Below are 18,195 nucleotides of genomic sequence, written 5' to 3'. Positions count from 1 at the left end.
TAAGGAAGCATTTTCGTTTCTGCAGACAGATATTTTCAAACCTCACACTTTCGTGTGATGTAAATAAACATCCTTGCCCCTATAATTTATATAAACTCAAAAGACATCCGTTACGGAAACCATAACTGTTTGAAGGGAGGATTTGAACATGAAGATGCGTTTTACGGCCTTGAAAAAAGCGGTGCCCTGCGCTTTCGTCATGGCGCTGCTCTTGACCCTCTCCGCCTGCGATAGCGGAAAAGATCAGGTCACTGAATTCAAAATCAGAAACGACCGCGTCGGCACGGAGGTGTCCTTTAATCTCCCCGGTAGCGAAGAGGATTGGGACGTGGTGGATCATCAATTCGGCACGACCTCGGAAGATATCAGCTACTATCCCAAAGGCGACGGTTTAGACGGCACCAACAGCTGGAGCGTCCAGGCACAACTCTCCGCCGAAGATACATTCTATAAGAAAATAGTCATCGAAGGGAGAAGAGCCCGTGGACGACAGCCAGAGCGTGGTGGAATCCGATTCGGGCATGCGATGGCTTAAAACCACAGGCGACGGCGACTACAATGCTTACGTCACTTGCCTGGACAAGTATTTGAACGGCTACCATGTCGTTCGATTTATTATCTTGCCGAACGGCGAACTCGAGGAAGGCCAAGAGCCCGACAAAGAACTTTTCGACAAAATTGAAAAGACGATTCTGAACAGCCTGAAATACGACAGCGAGTACGAGGGCAAGCCGGACTATTCCGATGCAGCCTACACCGGCACCCATCAGGTGAAATGGCCCTTTGAAATTCCCTTTGAAAGCAGCGCAATCAAGGTCGAAGAATTTGTGGATGACAACGGCTTAGTGGTCCGCTTTAAATACGAAAGCCCCGAAAACCCCTCCGTCGTCTACCGCATCGAATTGATTCGCGATTTCATGCACAATCCTGAAGAAAGTGACGGCAAATCCTACATCAATGAGCACTTTGTCAATAATGAGGATCCTTACAAGGAAGAAGGATTCGAGGTCATGAAAATCGCCGACTATGAAGCGGCGATGCGCTTCAATCAAGAAAATATCAAAGATGAAGTGGTGATCGAGATTCCCGAAGACAAAGTGAAACAACACCTCGTTCTCGATATGTTCACCTTTATCGACAGCGAGAACGACGCCGACAAAACCGATGAAAAGAACAAACAAAAGATCATCGATATGGCGGCGGCCATTGCAAAGAGCGCTGAATTCACCGGTTCCCCCGAATCCGGTGAATAAATAAACCGCAAACTTGTTTCCTTCTATAAAATCAAAACACTCCGGTTTAGGGTAATCCCCCATTCCGGAGTGTTTTGATTTTTTTGTTTCATTGTGGTACGGTTATCGCCTATTATTCCAAGGTAAGAAGAAGCGCCATCTTAAACTTCTTCGTCGCTTTTACTGCGTGGAGACCGCCCTTTGCAAAGTGAAAATTTTCGCCGGCACGAATGGCGTGATCCTCCCCCTCGTATCCGATCACAGCCTCGCCGTCCAACGCAAAGACGATTGCCTCGCCGGGGGCGGCGTGCTCCGAAAGGCCCGTGCCTTCATCAAAGGCCATCACCACAAGTTTCATTTTGTCATTATGCACCACGTCCATGTTGACGATTTTGTCTTCTGCATAAGGAACAAGGTCTTCCAGTTTAAAAACTTCTCCTGCTTTAACTAATTCGTTCATCCTGCTCTCCTTTCCTATTGCTACTTCCGTATATACACTGCCCTCTGCCGTCCGCATGCCCACGGGGACGTCCGTTTCTGTTAAGATGCATTCTCCGGCGCGCAGCTTTTGCGAAAAGCCGTCGTTTTCGTAAACCTCCACGCTTCCCTCCGCCACGATCAATAATTTATGATAGGGATAGATTTCCGCGCTGATGTCGGTATGCTCGGCCAGGGAAAAATACGTGATCCCACTATCGCCGCCGAAGGTTTTTGAGACGGTGCATCCAGGAATCGGCGGATTCTCCTTTCCTATGGAAAAGACTTTGCCAAGGGTTTTCTCTTCGTTGACCTCCATGTCGTTCATCATTTTTTCCTCCTCTCTCGCTTTTCTACTTGTATTATAGTAAAATCGTAACAACACGTACGTTGTTGCGACAACATACCGGAGGATTTTATGAATACTTTTTTTCTCGCGAACACGCAGCTTTTCCGCGGCATTAGCGAAAGTGAAATAAAAGAGCTCCTCCTCTGCCTAGGGGCCTATAAGCGCAAATTCCAAAAGGGAGACGTCATCTTTCGAGCCGGATCGCCTGTCGATGCGTTCGGGCTTGTGGAATCCGGAAGCGTCAATATCGTCGTAAATCTCTATTGGGGAAACAGCATTATTTTCGGGCATATGGGCAAGGGAGAGGTCTTTGCGGAAAACTACGCGGCCATTCCCGGAAAAGAGCTCCTGTGCGATGTCGTAGCCTGCGAAGATACCGAGATCGTCTTTCTGAGTATGAAACATGTTTTGACGACTTGCCGGAAAGGATGCGCGTATCATAACCGCATCATTCAGAATATGCTCCGCATCTCCGCTCAAAAAAATTTAAACATGTCTTCCCGCATGATGCATACCGCTTCCAAATCTCTAAGGGAAAGGCTCCTGTCTTATTTTTCCGAGCAGGCCTTGAAACATGGAAGCGCGCACTTTACCATCCCCTTTAATCGGCAACAGCTTGCCGATTACCTCGCCGTAAACCGCAGTGCCATGTCCAATGAACTTTCTAAAATGCAGGCGGAAGGACTCATTTCTTACCGTAAAAATGAATTCCTGTTAAAGGAGGTCGTACATGATGAATGAGTTTCGATGCAAGCGCATTTATGAGCCGACGGCGGACACTGATGGTTTTCGCGTGCTCGTGGACAGGCTCTGGCCGCGGGGCATAAGAAAGGAAAATGCCCGAATCGATTTATGGGCAAAGGAAATTGCTCCATCAAAGGAACTTCGAAAATGGTTTTCTCATGACCCTGCAAAATACGATGCGTTTAAGACGCTTTACAGGCAGGAATTGAATAGAAACCCGGCGTCACAAGAATTTAAAAATTTGTGCATGCGAAAAGCGGAGGATCAACAGGTGACTCTGCTGTATGGTGCAAAAGACGAGAAGTATAATCATGCCGTTGTCTTGAAAGAATGGTTAGAAGAAAGAACCGATCCGTAAGAAAGCTGTTGATCCCATGCAAGGAAAGCGGAAGGTACAGCGCACAGGACTCCGCATATCTTGTGGCATCATTTGTTCGCTCGACGAGCGCCTAAAGCACATGATCCGGAAACCTTCACGCGATGTGTGATGATTATGCGGAATGTGCAACATATCAAAAAAGATTCTCTGTCCATGGTAGCGACAGAGAATCTTTTTTGTTGCGCAAAATTATGCTTTGTCCCCGAGGAAATGTTCTTTTGCAAACTCCATGTCCTGTACCAATTCCAGGGTACCGAGGTATTTGTTGTCCTTGTCCCGCACAGCCATGTATCGAACAAGCATGGTTCGTCCTTCTTTTTCCATCCATACTTCCACAAAATCGCGACGGCCCTGTCTGAAATCGTCGATAATCTGACGCACCATGGGTTCGATTTTCGGCGGATGGCAAGCGAAAACCTCGCGGTTCAGTGCCATGAGGGGGCGTTTGAATACCTTCGGACCTTCGTCGAAGAAGCGATTGATATTGTCTGCATCGACAAAGGTAATCTCCATGGGAATCGTGTTCAAAAGGGCGGTCAGCTCCTCGATCCTCAGGCGACCGCCGGGCATGACGATCTCCCCTTCCGAAGCTTCATCCACCGCCTGCGCCATGTTTTCGGCATCGCTCCACATCTCTTTTTCTACGCCGAAGCAGGCAGCATAATCTTTGGCATCCCGATAAATGCCGTACCATTCTTCTTTCGAAAAATTAACCGCACAGATTGGAAACAGAATGTTCTCTTCTTTATAAATCATCTCTTCCGCCCGAGTAAGCACGGCATCCAGCCTCGTGTTCCATTTGTTGCCGCGTTCTTTTTCCTTCGCAAGGGAAGAGAGCGTATCCCGAATTTCATCGTCTACCGTCCACATCACATCGGAAGGGCCGGAGATTCCGTAGTGAACGTTGAGCAAGGGGTAGAGAAGATCGCCTTTCTTGGCGTAGTGAATCGAAAGCTCGCGAATTTGAGGAAGGACCGATTCATCTCTGCTCTCTTTAAATTTTGTGAGCAGCGCAGATAGCGCCTCGTTTTCTTTCTTTAGAGTGGAAAGGGGATGACCCGGGATTTCTTCGAGGGCCGCGGACTTGGCCTTATTCTCTTGCCCTGCCACCTGCGCCTTTTTTCTTAAGACCGAGGCCTCCACTTCCTTTTCGGCATTGGCGATTTTCTCTTCAGCGGTCGATCCGTGAAACAGAGCCGAGTGAACGTCACACAAGCGCTGCACCTCGCTGAGAGGCGTGCCTTCTTTCAAAAGCTCCTGCTCCGCCTCCATAATCTCGGAGGCTTCCACTTCTCCGAAATCGCGGACAAAATCCGCCCGCACGTCTTCAAGCGCTTCTCCGTCACCGAGTCTTTTCAAATAAGCTTTTAACTGCTCTCTACGCTCTGAAGATGGGCGACTTGTTTTTTCCTGCTCTTGAACTTTCGATACAGATGCCATCTCCGGCATGTCACCGACGATATCAAACCCGTTGCGCATCAGCGTGGTCACAACATCTATCATGGAGATTTTTTTCATCTTCGCGCCCTTTGGAATGGTCATCATCTTTCCTACAGAATGCAACATGGATTTTTTTGTAATTTCAGTAAAGCCCAGTCCCGCCATAATATCGACCAGTTCCGGGTATTGTTGTGTCAGCTCGAAGACCGTTTTATTCAAATCAAGTTTTTTTGTCATATGAACAGACTCCTTTCGTTTCTTCTTTTCTTAATCATAATCGGAAAGGAAACCAATGTATGTTGTTTTAACAACGCTTCTGTTTAAATGCCTACATTTTCCATCAATGATCGAATCCTTCAACAGAAGCCGGTGCCATTAGGATGCCAAAATTTTTCCCATGCCAAATCTTGATAGCGACAATCTCTCTTCGTCGGAATTGCTTCGGGCGTTTGGCGTTCGTTTGCGGTCATTTTCCTTTATTTAGCACGTCTTCCGTTTTCTCCGTCGCTCAATCGCACCGATTTCAAATGATAGTCCGACTTTAATTTCTTGAAAAAGCTTCCGATGTTGTAATTTTCATGAAAAGACAGGGTGGACTCGATCATGGAAGCATCCTCCATGTCCTCGTCGAGGATGTCTAGCTTCCTCACCTCCACGCCCTGTTCCGACGTAAAGTCCAGAAAACGATCCATCTCGAAATTCGGCGTTTGAAACACCATGATATAGGTCTTCGTCCTTCGATTAGTAATCCAATCGCCGATTCCCCTAAGCGAGATCAACGTGATCAGGCAAATCACCGTGGCGATAACGGCGCCTTCGTAATAGCCGATGCCCGCCGCAAGCCCGATGGCTGCGGAAAGCCACAAGGTCGCCGCCGTGGTGAGGCCGGATACCCCATCCTTCGTTTGGAGAATGGTGCCCGCACCTAAAAAGCCGATGCCGCTGATCACCTGGGCCGGAAGCCTAAGGGCGTCCCATTTTTCGCTGCCGGATAATTTTCCGACGCCGTCGATGCCGATCAGCATAATTAAACAGGCGCCGACGCTGACAATAATATGAGTTCTGAAACCGGCCGCTTTGTGTTTCCTTTCCCTTTCCATGCCGATAATCGCCCCTAAAAAGGCCGCCAGAATGATTCTGCCTGCCACTGAAAATACATTCATTCCCTGCCTCCTTTAATCCCGCTTCGTACCGTTTTAAATCATTTATTTCGCAAAAGCCAATCCTTGCTTGAGATGCGCCGAATTTTAATATGTCTTAACATTACCATGATAATAACTTTACATCAAGACGCGGGCATTAAGGCTAGTAACAAATTGAAAGTATCCAAAGACAGGTGGCGGTGAACGTCTGCGATGCCGCATCCTCCTTGGATTGCCCTACGCCTTTTCCGTGCATGGAAAGTTTCCTGAAATTTGAAATAAGAAAAGCACCTACGCGCGTAGATGCTTTCATGAAATTTGCGTTTTTTAAGACTTCAACAATTCAATGATTTTATCCTGCGCCTCCCTGCCTTCTCTGAAAAACCGCACCAAAGGATAACAGTGGCACATGCCATTCCCCACAATAATTTCGTAGGACGCATGGTGTTTTTCCATGGCTTTTTTAAATTCATCGGCAAAGGCATAAAGGCATTCATTTTCGCCGTAATAAAAGTATGTTTTCGGGAAGTCCGTAAAATCCCCCACCGTTCCGTCCAACATATATTCAGGCAGGTCTGCATCTCCTTTTGCAATCTCCCTTGCCGTCTTTAGATATGTGGGATCAATCATTATGTCCTTGTGGTTGAGAGCATTGACTTTCTCCCATATTTCTTTATTTTCATCGAGGCTTAAGTCGGGTATGCCGCCGGGTGAAACTGAAATAATTTTGCCGGGCATGGGAAGGGGCCGGCCTAAGGCATTGTTATGTAGAAAGATCCCAAGGGAAAGGCAAGCGCCGGAGGAAAAACCGAGGACACTTATGTTCTTTGCCTTGTAATTTTCGGTCATCAGCCGATAGGTTTCAAAGCAAACGTCGTATGTCTTGTCCACCTTTACATCCTCCGAACAAAGGGGATAGAACAAAAACCAAACGTCTTTATCCGTTTTCTCCATGATTCTTTCCGCCAAAGAAAAATCCAATTTGTCCGGCTGCGTAATCATGCCGCCGCCGAAGAGATAGAGAACCGCAGCCTCCCCGGCCATTTGATCTTTTTGGTAAGAAAGCAGCCTGTATCCCATGATCTCTCTGTGGAAGAGAATATAGTTTTTCCTCTCGGCCCGCTTCATCGCCTTCTTTAAATCAAAGACCGCTTTCGCATTTTCTTTCCTCGCATAGGCGAGCATCTCTTCCTTGTTCTTTAAAAACATCTTTTTGACGCCGAGAAGTCTCACAATCGTCGATGCCGCCTTATACATTACACTCATCTTATTTCACTCCTTGAAGATCGCCCTGCGGTTCATTCTCTATCGCCTGTAATAAAATAATCGCAACAATCCGCGCCGTTGGCGATGGTGCCTTTTCTGTGGAGTACGCCATGTTGAAGGCTTATCATCACCTCGTCCAGCTCGCAAAACAAGGGCATTAATTCGGCTACCCCGAGCTTCTCCGTGTAGGCGCAAATCGGGCAACGGGTGATTCTGTAGTAACAGGCCCCCGCGTAGGGCTCTCCTTCAAAATCCACTTTAAACGACGTGGGGAAGCGCTTTTCCTTTTCCGGCGTATACCATTTAACATACTTCAGAACCTTTTTCTTGTTGGCCGCCTTCCCCCACTTCGTATTGAGGTCGACGAGAGAAAAATACGGCCGGACAAAATAAAGGGACCGACGCATCGTCTCCTGCACGATTTCAGGCGGAATCTTTTTTTCGCTTGCCAAATAGGGGGCGACAAACACGAGGGCAAACATCTCATTGTAGGCCATGGGATTGTCCTCGCCGATATCGTCCGCTTCTTCTACAAGCTTTCGATACACCTTCTTGCTTTTTTTGATGATTTCGCCGGCATAGGCCCGCCCATATGTATCCGCCAAGACTTTTTTCATCGGATGTCGAAACAAACAGAAATAAAAACCACGATATTTCATCACTCATCCCTCGTTCCTTTAAATGATCTGTTTTTTCGCGATGAATGCCAGTTGCTCTTTTCTGTCCAAATGATAATCACAGGAAAACCCGGCCTTCGTAAGCATATTCGTCAAGTCGTCGGGTGTGTAGACTTCCATGGTAATCTTTTTGGCTAAAATCCTTACATCTCTTCTCTTCATCGACGAGACTTCATTGCATATGAGAAACTGCCCGCCTCTTTTTAACACGCGGTAAATTTCCTTAAAGCACGTTTCAATGTCGTTCCAAAAATAAATCGTTTCAAAGGCCGTGACGATAGCCATGGATTCATCCTTAAAGGGAAGGCGCTTCACATCCCCCACGAGAATTTGGCATCTTCCGGACTCGATCGCCTCTTTATTTCTCTCACGCGCCATGTTTACACCGGCTTCCGAGTGGTCCATGCCGTAGACTTTGGCCCCTTGAGTCAAGAAATACTCTATGTTTCGACCGCCGCCGCAGCCCAAATCCAAGACCGTATCCCCTTTATTCATTTTTATGTAAGACCTTCCCCACTTCGCTAATTTTTCATGGCCCTGATTCATGCTCATTAACATCAATCTGCCGGAAAAATTATCTTCCGGTTTTCTGAAATTTTCTAAAAAACGTCGAAACATAGCCCCCTCCTTTTGATACTTATTATCATGCATATTATACCATGTCCCCTTACGACTATTTAACGGAAAAAAACGGATTTCAAGATTTCTTTTGAAATCCTAAAATCCGTTTTCTCAACAGCTTTACAGCCCATTATTTTATGTTCGAAGTGTCCGAGTCGGATAAGATGACGCACCCGCATCGGGATCATAAGCGTACCTCGTAATCGCGACCTGCCCGTCCCTTTCAATTACCGGCAGCTGCTCCGCCTCATCCTCCGGTTCGGGGCAGGCGCCGTAGGGGATATTATTTGATACAATCTGTATTTTTGTTATTGCGGGCTTTCTCTCTCTGCGCATCTTTTATCTTCCTTCCGTCAAGTCGACGACCTTGCCGGGCGGAATCTGTTTCGTATTTCTTGCTAAGTCAGATGGTCGATTCTATCCTATTTCGAAATAGTTCCGCAGGGGACCCGGTTCGAAATGTATTTCCTTAAATAAGAACAAAGCGATTCAAGTGTTTGGCTACTTTTCATTCAAGTATTTGGCCGTTTTTTATTCAAGTATTTGGCCGAAATGACGGCGAATTATTCTTATAGTCCGAAATTAAACCACAAAAAAACGAGCCCGAAGGCTCGTATCGTGGAAGGAATCGGTGGGGCGGAGAATTTTACAGGCTTTCCCAGAAGCCCCACCACTCGGCCCAATTGTTTTTTGCCATGGTGCCGGGGCAAATTTTTCGCGACGCATCGAAATGGCGCACCACATGGTCTTTCGGAATGCGGTAGAAGGCCATGAGCTCTTTCACTAAATTGCGGGCGTGGGCCAAGGCGGCCTTGCGGTCGATGCCCTCGTTGATGCAAATTTCCACGCCGATGGAATTGCGATTGGTGATGCCGTGGGCTCCATGTCCGTCGCCGCAGTGCCAGGCGGCGTAGGCATCTTCGATGATTTGCACCACGCCCTTATCGTCCACGAAATAATGGGCGCTCGCCTTGCGGTTGCCGCCGGAGAAATAGCGGTAGTGGGCCATGGCGTCGGCGCCGCGATCGGGATTGCCCGTGTCATGGACGACGATGTAGGCGATGCGGGCGCCGTTTCTCGACGAATAATTATAGTGAATCAACTGTTTGTTTAGAAGCATAGATCCTCCTTAAATGGTTCATGGCGCGGGATTTCGTGTTGGCCACCGTCTGATAAGAAATCCCCAGGCGGGCGGCGATTTCCGAAAGAGACAGATGGCAGAAAAAATACAAACTCACCACCGCCCGCTCCCGAAACGGCAGATCGTTTACGATTTGGTGTAGCTCCTCGGCCCGCTCCAGGAGAATAAAATCCTCCTCCGTGTCCGCCACGTCGGCTACGACAGCTTCCATTTCCGCCGTGAGGGGCACAGTGGGCTTTTTCATGCTGCGCTTCAAATCGTCCATTAGGAAATACGACAGGCACTTTCGGTAATAGAGATGAAAGGGCACGCCCCGCTCGGGATCGAAGTCATCCACGGCGTCGAGGAGAATGAGATTCGCCTCGCCGTAGAGATTGTCCGGATCCTGCGCGTAGGGCTGAATGCGGCGGATCGTGGCCCGGGTAATGGGCACGAGATCGACGAGCAACTGGGCCAGGGCCTCGGGATCACGGGCTTTGGCACGAGAGATAATTTGGCTTTCCATAGAGACTCCTTTCACGATGAGGCTGAACAAATGTTTTGTTTTCTTTTTATTTTACCACAGGATAAACATATGTTCAATGAGAGGCTATAAATCGGACGAGATGTTATCTCGTCCGATGGATAGGGGAAATAATTTTTTTTTGTTTTATTTTACATGGTGCTTTCTTCTTTTCTTATTTTTGTTTGTCGTTTTCCGATTGCGGAGCGAACGTTATGGATTCAAGTTACTTTCTTACTTAAAAAATGATTCCTACATGGCTCTGAGACCCGGGGAAGGGCCTAGGGCGTTGCGATTCGCCCTCTGGCCCTTCCCCGGGTTTCAAAACCGTGTATGAATGGATTTTTAGGCGAAGTAGAAACTACCACGAAACTTCGTACGCTCCGCATTTTGAAGATCAGCACCCCGCCTTGAGGGGCAGAGGGCGTACAACTATACATCCGTTTCGTGAAGGCTTCGCCTCCCCGAAACGGTGTAAGACTGCATCTGACCTTCCTACGACTCGCTGCGCTCGTCGGGATAGGTCATGAAATCGCAACGCCCTTTTTCCCTCCCCGGAAAGAATCGGATGAAAATATGGTGTGATAGGGATAAAAGGAAGTCGAATCACAAAGGGTATGCCATCGGGAAGTAGAATCATAAGGATGGCGGAAGAAAAGCAAAGTGCAATCACAAAACAAAATCGAATTTTCGCAAAACTGTGTTTTTTTGCAATGAAATGAGGGACCAATCAGGTCCCTCTTTCATTGCATTTTGCTTTCGATTGTGTGGCTCAGGGCGGCGATGGTCTCGGTGAGTTTATCGAGTTTTTCTTCCATTCTCAGGATGAAGTAGCTGGCCACGACGATGGGAAAGCCGGTGTTGGCGATGAGGGACAGGATTTCGTCGAGGGTCATGGGGGGGCCTCTTTATTCGTTTACGGTAAAGAGGGTGTCGGATGTGACGGTGACGAGCTCGGCTTTTTGGGCGGCGACGAATTTGCCTTTGGCGCGGAAGATGCCGGAAGCGACGATGGCTTGGGCGCCGGCTTTGGCGGTGTTGCCGTCGAGGCCTTCTTTGGGCGTGTTGACGCGAAGGGTAGCTTGCTTTTGGCCTTCATCGACGAAGGTGAGATTCAGGTATTTCTTATCCATGGTTTACCTCCTTATACCAAGGTTTCGGTGGTGATGATTTCCACGGCGTCGGCGGGCTTTTGGGTCAAGGTGTTAAAGGCATCGGCGGCCTTTTTAACGGCGGCGTTGTCGGCTTCGGGCAATAGGCCGGAGTAGGATGCGGCTCTGCGCTTGGATTTGCCGGCGCTGTCCGTTTCCAAATAGACGAGTCGCAGGGATTTCTTGATGTCTGTCATGTGAATTCCTCCTTCACTTTTACGATAGAAAATCGGTGGATTTTTTACCTGTGGGATGGCGTACAATGGGAAAAAGATTCGCGGCCGCTTCCCCCTTCACTTAGTAGATAGAAAACCGAGAGGATTTTTACCTATGGATTTCGGAGAAAGGGAGAACTTTTTGCGGCTCTTTCGCCCCTCACCTGTTAGATAGAAATCCGGCGGGATTTTTACCTATGGGTTTCGAAAATAGGGAGAAAGGCTTTGCGGCTCTTTCGCCCCTCACCTATTAGATAGAAATCCGGCGAGATTTTTACCTATGGATTTCGAAAAAAGGGAGAATTTTTTTTGCGGCGCTTTCCCCTTCACTTAGTAGATAGAAATCCGGCGGGATTTTTACCTATGGGTTTCGAAAATAGGGAGAAATGCTTTGCGGCTCTTTCGCCCCTCACCTATTAGATAGAAATCCGGCGAGATTTTTACCTATGGATTTTGGAATTTATGACACGAAAAAGGAGCCTAGTTTTCACTAGACTTCCCAATGGTTGACATAGAGCCAAAAAAAAAGAACCCCGAAGGGTTCTTTTTTAGACAATCACTTACGCAATTTCAGTAACTGTCGGGTTGGTTTTAATAGCCGGAGTCTTAGCACCAGCAGCATCGTTGAGTGCCTTGATCTTAGCGTTGAGGTCAGCTTTTGCCTTATCAACGTCAGATTTTTCAAGCATGTCAACTTTCAGTGCGTTAAACTCATCTACAAGGGCTTTAAGTTCTTTTGCTGCTTTGTCGAAAGCGGCTTGATCAGCTAATTTAGTAGCGTCTTCCACTGCAGCGACTTTTTTGTTGAAAGCATCTAATGCAGCTTTTTGTGCTGCTTTATCGTCAGCAGCTTTTTTAACAACTGCATCTGCTACAGGGAGCCATTTATCGCCGTAAAGTACTTCAAGGTCATAGGCTTCGTTTTCGTTGCCTTGAACATTATCCTTTAATTTGTAACGAATGTTGGCATTGTCATCATTGGCTTTTAACCAAGCTTGTAAATCTTCAGTTTCAGAGTTGCTCATCCATACCAAGTCGCGTTTTACGCCATCGTCAGTATTGTAGAAGGAGTTGAGTTGGTTAACAATCACTTTGTAGTGGTTGTTTGTTCCATTGTATTCCTTAACATCAGCAGCTTTGACATTCTTAGCGTAGTATTGGTTGCCTTGGTTATCAAGAACAACACCTTGCAATACGCCTGCAAGTTCAACACCCTTAGGCATTACAGATACGATGTCAACAGTGTTAGCATCCGTTGCGTCGCTACCGGGAACATTGCCTGCCAAGGTACGGAATTGAATCAAAGCACCTTCTTTTAATTGACCGTTCAAGAAGATATCAGCTTCGCTGTCAACAACTAATCTAGCGGTGTTGCCGAGTTTATCTTCTACGACAAGTTTGGCGCCATCTTTATCGATAACCTTAACGATGGGGTAACGTTCGGTTTTGCTGTGGTCGATCACTTTTTCAATACCGATGCCGGCAGCATTGTTGTTGGTCCACTTAATAACGTCAAGCTTGTCAGCGTTGAAGTTGTTGGGGAAACCACCACGGTAAGTTGCAACGTCTGCAATTACTTCTTTGCCGTCTACATCTTCTAAAGTGATGTTGTATTTGCTGGTAACGTCGTTTTTAACACGAAGGGTAACTTCGCCATTGTTATCTTTTTCAACTTTGTTGAATACTACAACGGTCGCTTCGTTGTAACCCTTAATAGCGGTGGGGCTGGAAGTTTCGTGGTCTTTAGCAGATTCTACATCGTTGTATCCAACGTACACTCTGTCAATCCAGTTCGTTGCAGCAGGATTACCTACGATGCGGAGTGCTTCGTCTGCGTCCTTAACTTCTGTTAATTGGTTCTTCTTAGCATCAGCTACGAAGTACTTGGTAGCTTTCGTAAGCTTAACTTCTACGCCGCCGGTGGTAGCAGAGGGATCTCTGAAGAGAATCGATTTTGCATCGCCGTCTTTGTAGTTGACTTTGGCGAGGAATCTGTATGCTGTTTCAATGGTGTTGTCAGCAACGCCATCCCAACGATTGTTTTCGCCATATCTGGAGCCAATACCAAGTGCTAAGAAATCAGGGTTACCTAATTCCAATACGTGGGTAGCTTCGCCCTTTTCGTTTACGAGGACTCTAACGAGAGAACCGTAGTAGTATTCAGCATTGGAAATTGCACTGGCTTTTACAATGCGAGGGTTAGTGGGTTCAGCATTTACATCATAGCTACCATATTTGTAAAGAACAAATGTGGTGTTGTCCGTTAATTTAACGGTTTTTGCCATTTCGCCTTGGTTGATGGTGATTTCGCCATTTTTGATTTGAGACAAAATACCCATGGTTTCGTTGGCGGGCATGACCTTGATTTCTTTCAATCTGTACATTGCGTTGAAGATCATGGTGAATGCGTCTTCACGGTTGACGGCCTTGTTGGCGTCAGCGACGGTTACATCATCAAAGATGCCCAGATCAGCAGCCCATGCCATCCATTGTGCCGGCCAGTTTTTGTTGGCTTGGTCGTGCATAGCTTTGGTGAGATCGGTTTTGGTCAAGGTAACCAACATTTTTGCCAATTCGGCGTAGGTTACGTTGTTGACCGGTTTGAATACATTGCCCGGGTAACCGAGTAAGAAGGGAAGGTTGTTTGCCTTGGAGGGTTCGGTACTACCTACGTTGATGTAGCCGTTTGCCCAGTAGTTAAGAGCTACGTCTTTGTAGATGGTGATGCCCTTTAAGGCGTCAACTTTGTTTTCATTGCCGGTAGCGAAAACGAGGAGCTTACTAACTTCTGCACGTTGGATGGTTTTATCCAATGCGAGATCGTTGTTTTTCGGGTCTTCGTTTACTTTACGACCGGAAATGTAACCTCTGTCTTTCAACCAGTCGATCTTTGCTTTTTTGCCTGTGAGTTTGGGAACTACCGTTTCAGCTGCCTTGGGAGCTTCTTTGGTTTCCTTTTTTTCAGCAGGTGCAGCAAAGACAGAGCTGAATGTGCCGAGTACCATGACTAGTGCGAGTACAAGGCTAAGAAATTTCTTGTTCATCTTGTCTTTCGACCTCCTTATGAATTTTCAGATTCTTCCAGGCATATTCCTGTGAATCTTACACCATTATACCATTGAGCGGCCCTTGCTTCAACTATTGAAGTAAAGTCTCTCAATGTCATGAGAAAGCCTTTTATGCTTCGGTTTCTCGATGTAGCTTCATTATACACGAGTCCCCCATGTATTTAAATTACAGTTCTATGACAGGGGGTTCTTTTTTATTATTTTGTAACTTTTCGAAGGCGAGGATGGCGCGGGCGGCTTCTTCGATGGTGGTGTTTTCAAAGATTTCATCGGCGGCGGCTTCGTAAATGGGCTTTCTTTCCCTATAAAGTTTTCTCAAGGTTTCGATGCCGCCTTTTGAGAGGGGGCGGCCGTCGGTGGCCAGCTCTTCCAGGGGGCGGGTGACCCAGTAGAGGGTGCCGGTGCGCTTTAATACTTGGGTGTTTTCGGGATCCAGGAGGCTGCCGCCGCCGGTGGCGATGACGACGTTTTTCTCTTCGGCGACTTCGATGACCGCCTCCTTTTCGTAGGCGCGGAAGGCTTTTTCTCCTTGTTGTTCGAAGATTTGGGGGATGTTTCCGTGTTTTTTGATGATTTCGGTGTCGATGTCGATGCATTTTCTATGCAGTTTTTCGGCGACGGCTTCGGCGACGGAGGTTTTGCCGGCGCCGGGCATGCCGATGATGACGATGTTCTTGGTCATTGGCTTTCTCCTATGATTTGATGCAGGGCGATTTCTTTTTGCCGCTCGATCCAGAGGTCGAGGATGGCGATTGCGGCGGCGGCTTCGAGGACGGGGGGGATGCGGCGCACGAGGGCGGTGTCGTGGCGGCCTTTTATTTCCAGCTCTGTGTTTCTGCCCTCGCGATCGACGGTGTGTTGTTTTTTTCCGATGGAGGGGGTGGGCTTGACGGCGACGGTGATTTCGATGGCCTCTCCTGTGGTGATGCCGCCGAGGATTCCGCCGGCGCGGTTGGATGTGGTACGCAGGTTGCCGTTTTCTTCTATATAGGGGTCGTTGTTTTGGCTGCCTTTTAATCGGGCGGCTTTCTCTCCCGCGCCGAAGGCCACGCTTTTTACGGCGCCGACGGCATAGAGAGCGTGGGCCAGGGCGCTTTGGGCGGAGGCATCCCGCGAGCCGCCGAGGCCTATGGGCACGCCTGTGATGGTGAGGCGGACGATGCCGCCGAGGCTGTCTTTTTCTTTTTTGGCTTTTATGAGTGCTTTTTCCTGCGCGGCGGGGCTTTGTTCTCCCCCGATTTCTGTGACCCGTGATGTGATGTGGATGTTTTGTGTCTTTAGAAAATCGGCGGCGATGGCGCCTGCGGCGACGAGGGGGGCGGTGAGGCGGCCGCTTCTGTGTCCTGCGCCTCTCGGGTCGTCGGCGCCGAAGGTTTTTACGTGGGCGGTGTAGTCGCCGTGGCCGGGGCGGTAGGGCATGTGCTCGTAGTCTTGGCTTTTTATGTCTTTGTTGGGGATCCAGATGGCCAGGGGATCGCCGGTGGTTTTCCCTAAGTAGGTGCCGGAGAGGATTTCCCAGGGATCGGGCTCTCTTCTCGTGGTGTCATACCGGCCTGAGGGTCTCCTGCGGGCGAGGGCGCGGTCGATGGCGGCTTCATCCACGGGGATGTGGGGGGGCAGGCCGGTGATGAGGGCGCCGACGCCTTTGCCGTGGCTTTCGCCGAAGAGGGTGATGGAGATGTTTTTTCCCATGGTGTTCCTTTCTGTTTCTATTTTATGTTTTTGTTTTCGTCGATCAGGGGGAGTTTTTCCACGGCGGCGTAGAAGCCGGGCCAGCTTTTGTTTGCGGCTTCGGGATTTTTCAGGGAGATGGGGCCTGTTGCGGCGCAGGCGGCGGCGAAGGCGGCGAAGGCGATGCGGTGATCGCCGAAGGTGTCGACGGTGCCGGGGGTGATTGTGCCGGGGGCGACTTTCAGTGTGTCTTCTGTGGCTGTTGTGTTTATACCCAGGGCGCGGAGCATGGCGGCGGTGGCGGCGATGCGGTCGGTTTCTTTTGTGCGGAGGCGGCGGATGCCTGTGAAGGTGGCGCCTGTTTGGGTGGCGAGGACGGCGAGGGGCATGAGGAGGTCGGGGGTGTGGGTGAGGTCGACGGGGGTGTTTTCTTTTATGGATTTGATGTGGTCGTAGATTTTTCTGTCGCCCTGGAGGCTGCGGGCGGGGAGGTTTTCGAGGCGGATGCGGCTACCCATTTCGTTGGCGACGATGAAGTAGGCGGCGTGGCTGAGGTCGCCTTCTACATGGGGGGTGATTTTCTGTATTTGGCCTTTATGAACGATGTAGGTATCCTGTGTTTCTTCTATTTCTACGCCGGCTTCTTTTATGAGGGCGGCGGTCATGGCGATGTATGGCCGGGAGGCGGGGTTGATTACGCTCAGGGTGGTGTCGCGATTTTGCGCGAGGGCGGCGATGAGGGCGCCGGTGGCGAATTGGCCGGTGGTTTCGGCGTGGATTTTTGCGTTTTGAAATGCGAGGCGGCCTTTTGTTTCCAGGGGCCAAGGGCCTGTAACTTTCACGCCGTTTTCTTTTAAGAAGCGGATGCCTTCCTCCATGGGGCGGGCGGCGAGGCTCTCCCCTGCGGTGAAGCTGACGGAATCCGCCAGCGCCGGGGCCAGGATGAGGGCGATGCGCAGGGTAGTGGCGCTTTCGTTGACATGGATATGGATGGGGGTGGGGATGTTTTTCGGTATGGGGGAGATGGTTATATGATAGGTGTTTTTTGTATGTGCGATTTTTATGGTGCCGCCCAGGGATTTGATGAGGTGGATGGTTTCCTTGATGTCGTTGGAGATTTCAGAGAGATAGATTTCTCCCCCGTGAGGCGCGAGGGCGGCGAGGATGATTTTTCTGTGAACAAGAGATTTGGAGGGCGGGAGGGATAGGGATCCCTCCCGAGGCCCTCCCTGAAATGTGAGGAGCATATGTTTTTCCTTTTTTGTTTTGTTCTTTCTGTTCTTTTGTCTTCGCGATGAAAATGCGTAGCGGACGGCATTTCGTGGTGTTTTCTACTTCGTTTAAAATTTCATTCCTAAATGGCTTTGAGACCTGGGGAAGGGCCTAGGGCGTTGCGATTCGCCCTCTGGCCCTTCCCCAGGGCCCCATCCCACTCCACCCTAACGCTTTTCTAATGTGCAAATGCCTGACGGCATTTGATTCCTGTTGGGCTTCTTCGCCGAAAAAAAGATTTTGAGTTGGGCGAAGTTTCTTTTTCACCCGTAAGAGTTCTTCGCCCGACTCGCTTTCTACTTTCCGCGACGCGGCCCAGTAGGAATCGGAACCCGTTAGGGTTCCGCTCTTTATGAAAGCGTTAGGGATAAAGGGTGGGGGTCCGGGGGAGGGATAAGGGCGAATCGCAACGCCCTTTTTCCCTCCCCCGGGAGTATCGGTTGAAGGAATGGTGTGAAGGAAAAAATGGGTTTGTTTGTCTCTTCTATCCGTTGACATAAGAATGAAGATCTATTGAATAAAGAGAAAGGGGTGTGTTCCCCGTCGAGAAATATGTATTTTTAAATAGAGAAAGGACGTGTTTCCACGTCCTCTCGCTATTTGTTTCTGTGTTTATTCGACAATCTTGGATACAACCCCGGAGGCGACGGTGCGGCCGCCTTCTCTGATGGCGAAGCGCAGGCCTTCGTCCATGGCGACGGGGGTGATGAGTTCGACTTTAAAGGTGGCGTTGTCGCCGGGCATGACCATTTCGACACCGTCTGCTAAGGTGATGTCGCCGGTTACGTCGGTGGTTCTGAAGTAGAATTGGGGACGGTAGCCGTTAAAGAACGGGGTGTGGCGTCCGC

20 protein-coding genes are annotated in these 18,195 nt (G+C 49.0%); 4 read left to right on the top strand and 16 right to left on the bottom strand.

The features are described 5' to 3' along the window. The first annotated feature begins 148 nt into the window (after positions 1 to 148). Both DG046_RS03480 and DG046_RS03475 read left to right on the top strand, forming a co-directional pair. Positions 149 to 535, top strand: a complete 387-nt coding sequence (locus DG046_RS03480) for a hypothetical protein (protein ID WP_108831196.1) — start codon at positions 149 to 151, stop codon at positions 533 to 535. After that, positions 483 to 1,253 carry a hypothetical protein gene (locus tag DG046_RS03475; protein WP_108831195.1) on the top strand — a complete coding sequence of 257 codons (771 nt, stop codon included), beginning with the start codon at positions 483 to 485 and terminating at the stop codon, positions 1,251 to 1,253. The genes DG046_RS03480 and DG046_RS03475 overlap by 53 nt, the downstream gene beginning before the upstream one ends. Before the next feature lie 112 nt (positions 1,254 to 1,365). On the opposite strand, the gene DG046_RS03470 is transcribed toward DG046_RS03475, so the two are convergent. Beyond that, a complete protein-coding gene (locus tag DG046_RS03470; RefSeq protein ID WP_234411451.1) occupies positions 1,366 to 2,040 on the bottom strand; it encodes a cupin domain-containing protein in 675 nt (224 codons plus the stop codon). A gap of 87 nt (positions 2,041 to 2,127) precedes the next feature. On the opposite strand from DG046_RS03470, the gene DG046_RS03465 reads away from it, so the two are divergent. Both DG046_RS03465 and DG046_RS03460 read left to right on the top strand, forming a co-directional pair. Then, positions 2,128 to 2,799: a Crp/Fnr family transcriptional regulator gene (locus DG046_RS03465; protein WP_108831194.1), complete on the top strand. Its 672-nt coding sequence runs from the start codon at positions 2,128 to 2,130 to the stop codon at positions 2,797 to 2,799. Next, positions 2,789 to 3,160 (top strand): DUF488 domain-containing protein, encoded by a 372-nt coding sequence (locus DG046_RS03460; RefSeq protein WP_234411450.1) that lies wholly within the window; start codon positions 2,789 to 2,791, stop codon positions 3,158 to 3,160. The genes DG046_RS03465 and DG046_RS03460 overlap by 11 nt, the downstream gene beginning before the upstream one ends. Before the next feature lie 210 nt (positions 3,161 to 3,370). Here the strand turns inward: DG046_RS03460 and DG046_RS03455 are convergent, their stop codons facing one another. From DG046_RS03455 to DG046_RS03380, 15 genes are all read right to left on the bottom strand, one after another. Next, positions 3,371 to 4,858, bottom strand: a complete 1,488-nt coding sequence (locus tag DG046_RS03455) for a DUF438 domain-containing protein (protein WP_108831193.1) — start codon at positions 4,856 to 4,858, stop codon at positions 3,371 to 3,373. Between the two features lie 239 nt (positions 4,859 to 5,097). Beyond that, positions 5,098 to 5,784 (bottom strand): MgtC/SapB family protein, encoded by a 687-nt coding sequence (locus DG046_RS03450; RefSeq protein WP_108831192.1) that lies wholly within the window; start codon positions 5,782 to 5,784, stop codon positions 5,098 to 5,100. A gap of 306 nt (positions 5,785 to 6,090) precedes the next feature. Then, complete coding sequence (locus tag DG046_RS03445) at positions 6,091 to 7,029, bottom strand: alpha/beta hydrolase (protein WP_108831191.1); 939 nt, start codon at positions 7,027 to 7,029, stop codon at positions 6,091 to 6,093. A gap of 32 nt (positions 7,030 to 7,061) precedes the next feature. Next, complete coding sequence (locus DG046_RS03440) at positions 7,062 to 7,688, bottom strand: L-2-amino-thiazoline-4-carboxylic acid hydrolase (RefSeq protein WP_108831190.1); 627 nt, start codon at positions 7,686 to 7,688, stop codon at positions 7,062 to 7,064. Positions 7,689 to 7,706: 18 nt separating this feature from the next. After that, positions 7,707 to 8,324 (bottom strand): class I SAM-dependent methyltransferase, encoded by a 618-nt coding sequence (locus tag DG046_RS03435; RefSeq protein WP_108831189.1) that lies wholly within the window; start codon positions 8,322 to 8,324, stop codon positions 7,707 to 7,709. Between the two features lie 649 nt (positions 8,325 to 8,973). After that, positions 8,974 to 9,447: a peptidoglycan recognition protein family protein gene (locus DG046_RS03425; RefSeq protein WP_108831187.1), complete on the bottom strand. Its 474-nt coding sequence runs from the start codon at positions 9,445 to 9,447 to the stop codon at positions 8,974 to 8,976. Continuing rightward, complete coding sequence (locus tag DG046_RS03420) at positions 9,416 to 9,973, bottom strand: RNA polymerase sigma factor (protein ID WP_108831262.1); 558 nt, start codon at positions 9,971 to 9,973, stop codon at positions 9,416 to 9,418. Before DG046_RS03420 ends, DG046_RS03425 begins: the two co-directional genes overlap by 32 nt. A 740-nt stretch (positions 9,974 to 10,713) precedes the next feature. Further along, positions 10,714 to 10,866: a YvrJ family protein gene (locus tag DG046_RS03415; RefSeq protein WP_108831186.1), complete on the bottom strand. Its 153-nt coding sequence runs from the start codon at positions 10,864 to 10,866 to the stop codon at positions 10,714 to 10,716. 12 nt (positions 10,867 to 10,878) lie between these two features. Further along, the gene (locus tag DG046_RS03410; RefSeq protein WP_108831185.1) at positions 10,879 to 11,103 is read right to left on the bottom strand and encodes a DUF2922 domain-containing protein; all 225 of its coding nucleotides are present in this window, start codon (positions 11,101 to 11,103) and stop codon (positions 10,879 to 10,881) included. Positions 11,104 to 11,114: 11 nt separating this feature from the next. After that, positions 11,115 to 11,318: a DUF1659 domain-containing protein gene (locus DG046_RS03405; RefSeq protein ID WP_108831184.1), complete on the bottom strand. Its 204-nt coding sequence runs from the start codon at positions 11,316 to 11,318 to the stop codon at positions 11,115 to 11,117. A 578-nt stretch (positions 11,319 to 11,896) separates the two neighbouring features. After that, the gene (locus tag DG046_RS03400; protein ID WP_108831183.1) at positions 11,897 to 14,380 is read right to left on the bottom strand and encodes a hypothetical protein; all 2,484 of its coding nucleotides are present in this window, start codon (positions 14,378 to 14,380) and stop codon (positions 11,897 to 11,899) included. A gap of 190 nt (positions 14,381 to 14,570) precedes the next feature. Beyond that, a complete protein-coding gene (locus tag DG046_RS03395) occupies positions 14,571 to 15,086 on the bottom strand; it encodes a shikimate kinase (RefSeq protein ID WP_108831182.1) in 516 nt (171 codons plus the stop codon). Further along, a complete protein-coding gene (locus tag DG046_RS03390) occupies positions 15,083 to 16,096 on the bottom strand; it encodes a chorismate synthase (RefSeq protein ID WP_108831181.1) in 1,014 nt (337 codons plus the stop codon). The genes DG046_RS03395 and DG046_RS03390 overlap by 4 nt, the downstream gene beginning before the upstream one ends. Positions 16,097 to 16,113: 17 nt before the next feature. Continuing rightward, complete coding sequence (locus DG046_RS03385) at positions 16,114 to 17,322, bottom strand: 3-phosphoshikimate 1-carboxyvinyltransferase (RefSeq protein WP_108831180.1); 1,209 nt, start codon at positions 17,320 to 17,322, stop codon at positions 16,114 to 16,116. Positions 17,323 to 17,959: 637 nt separating this feature from the next. After that, positions 17,960 to 18,195, bottom strand: a 236-nt coding sequence (locus DG046_RS03380; protein ID WP_470207165.1) for an EF-Tu C-terminal domain-related protein, incomplete at its 5' end; no start/stop codon positions are given.

Origin of the sequence: Aedoeadaptatus coli (assembly GCF_900343085.1) — a bacterium.
Taxonomy (GTDB): Bacteria; Bacillota; Clostridia; order Tissierellales; family Peptoniphilaceae; genus Aedoeadaptatus; species Aedoeadaptatus coli.
This window is presented reverse-complemented; position numbering and strand designations above follow the sequence as displayed.

Excerpts from the sequence above, each read along its gene's own strand:
- DG046_RS03480 (WP_108831196.1), top strand. The coding sequence starts at position 149 with ATGAAGATGCGTTTTACGGCCTTGAAAAAAGCGGTGCCCTGCGCTTTC.
- DG046_RS03470 (WP_234411451.1), bottom strand. The coding sequence starts at position 2,040 with ATGATGAACGACATGGAGGTCAACGAAGAGAAAACCCTTGGCAAAGTC.
- DG046_RS03465 (WP_108831194.1), top strand. The coding sequence starts at position 2,128 with ATGAATACTTTTTTTCTCGCGAACACGCAGCTTTTCCGCGGCATTAGC.
- DG046_RS03460 (WP_234411450.1), top strand. The coding sequence starts at position 2,789 with ATGATGAATGAGTTTCGATGCAAGCGCATTTATGAGCCGACGGCGGAC.
- DG046_RS03455 (WP_108831193.1), bottom strand. The coding sequence starts at position 4,858 with ATGACAAAAAAACTTGATTTGAATAAAACGGTCTTCGAGCTGACACAA.
- DG046_RS03450 (WP_108831192.1), bottom strand. The coding sequence starts at position 5,784 with ATGAATGTATTTTCAGTGGCAGGCAGAATCATTCTGGCGGCCTTTTTA.
- DG046_RS03445 (WP_108831191.1), bottom strand. The coding sequence starts at position 7,029 with ATGAGTGTAATGTATAAGGCGGCATCGACGATTGTGAGACTTCTCGGC.
- DG046_RS03440 (WP_108831190.1), bottom strand. The coding sequence starts at position 7,688 with ATGAAATATCGTGGTTTTTATTTCTGTTTGTTTCGACATCCGATGAAA.
- DG046_RS03435 (WP_108831189.1), bottom strand. The coding sequence starts at position 8,324 with ATGTTTCGACGTTTTTTAGAAAATTTCAGAAAACCGGAAGATAATTTT.
- DG046_RS03425 (WP_108831187.1), bottom strand. The coding sequence starts at position 9,447 with ATGCTTCTAAACAAACAGTTGATTCACTATAATTATTCGTCGAGAAAC.
- DG046_RS03420 (WP_108831262.1), bottom strand. The coding sequence starts at position 9,973 with ATGGAAAGCCAAATTATCTCTCGTGCCAAAGCCCGTGATCCCGAGGCC.
- DG046_RS03415 (WP_108831186.1), bottom strand. The coding sequence starts at position 10,866 with ATGACCCTCGACGAAATCCTGTCCCTCATCGCCAACACCGGCTTTCCC.
- DG046_RS03410 (WP_108831185.1), bottom strand. The coding sequence starts at position 11,103 with ATGGATAAGAAATACCTGAATCTCACCTTCGTCGATGAAGGCCAAAAG.
- DG046_RS03405 (WP_108831184.1), bottom strand. The coding sequence starts at position 11,318 with ATGACAGACATCAAGAAATCCCTGCGACTCGTCTATTTGGAAACGGAC.
- DG046_RS03400 (WP_108831183.1), bottom strand. The coding sequence starts at position 14,380 with ATGAACAAGAAATTTCTTAGCCTTGTACTCGCACTAGTCATGGTACTC.
- DG046_RS03395 (WP_108831182.1), bottom strand. The coding sequence starts at position 15,086 with ATGACCAAGAACATCGTCATCATCGGCATGCCCGGCGCCGGCAAAACC.
- DG046_RS03390 (WP_108831181.1), bottom strand. The coding sequence starts at position 16,096 with ATGGGAAAAAACATCTCCATCACCCTCTTCGGCGAAAGCCACGGCAAA.
- DG046_RS03385 (WP_108831180.1), bottom strand. The coding sequence starts at position 17,322 with ATGCTCCTCACATTTCAGGGAGGGCCTCGGGAGGGATCCCTATCCCTC.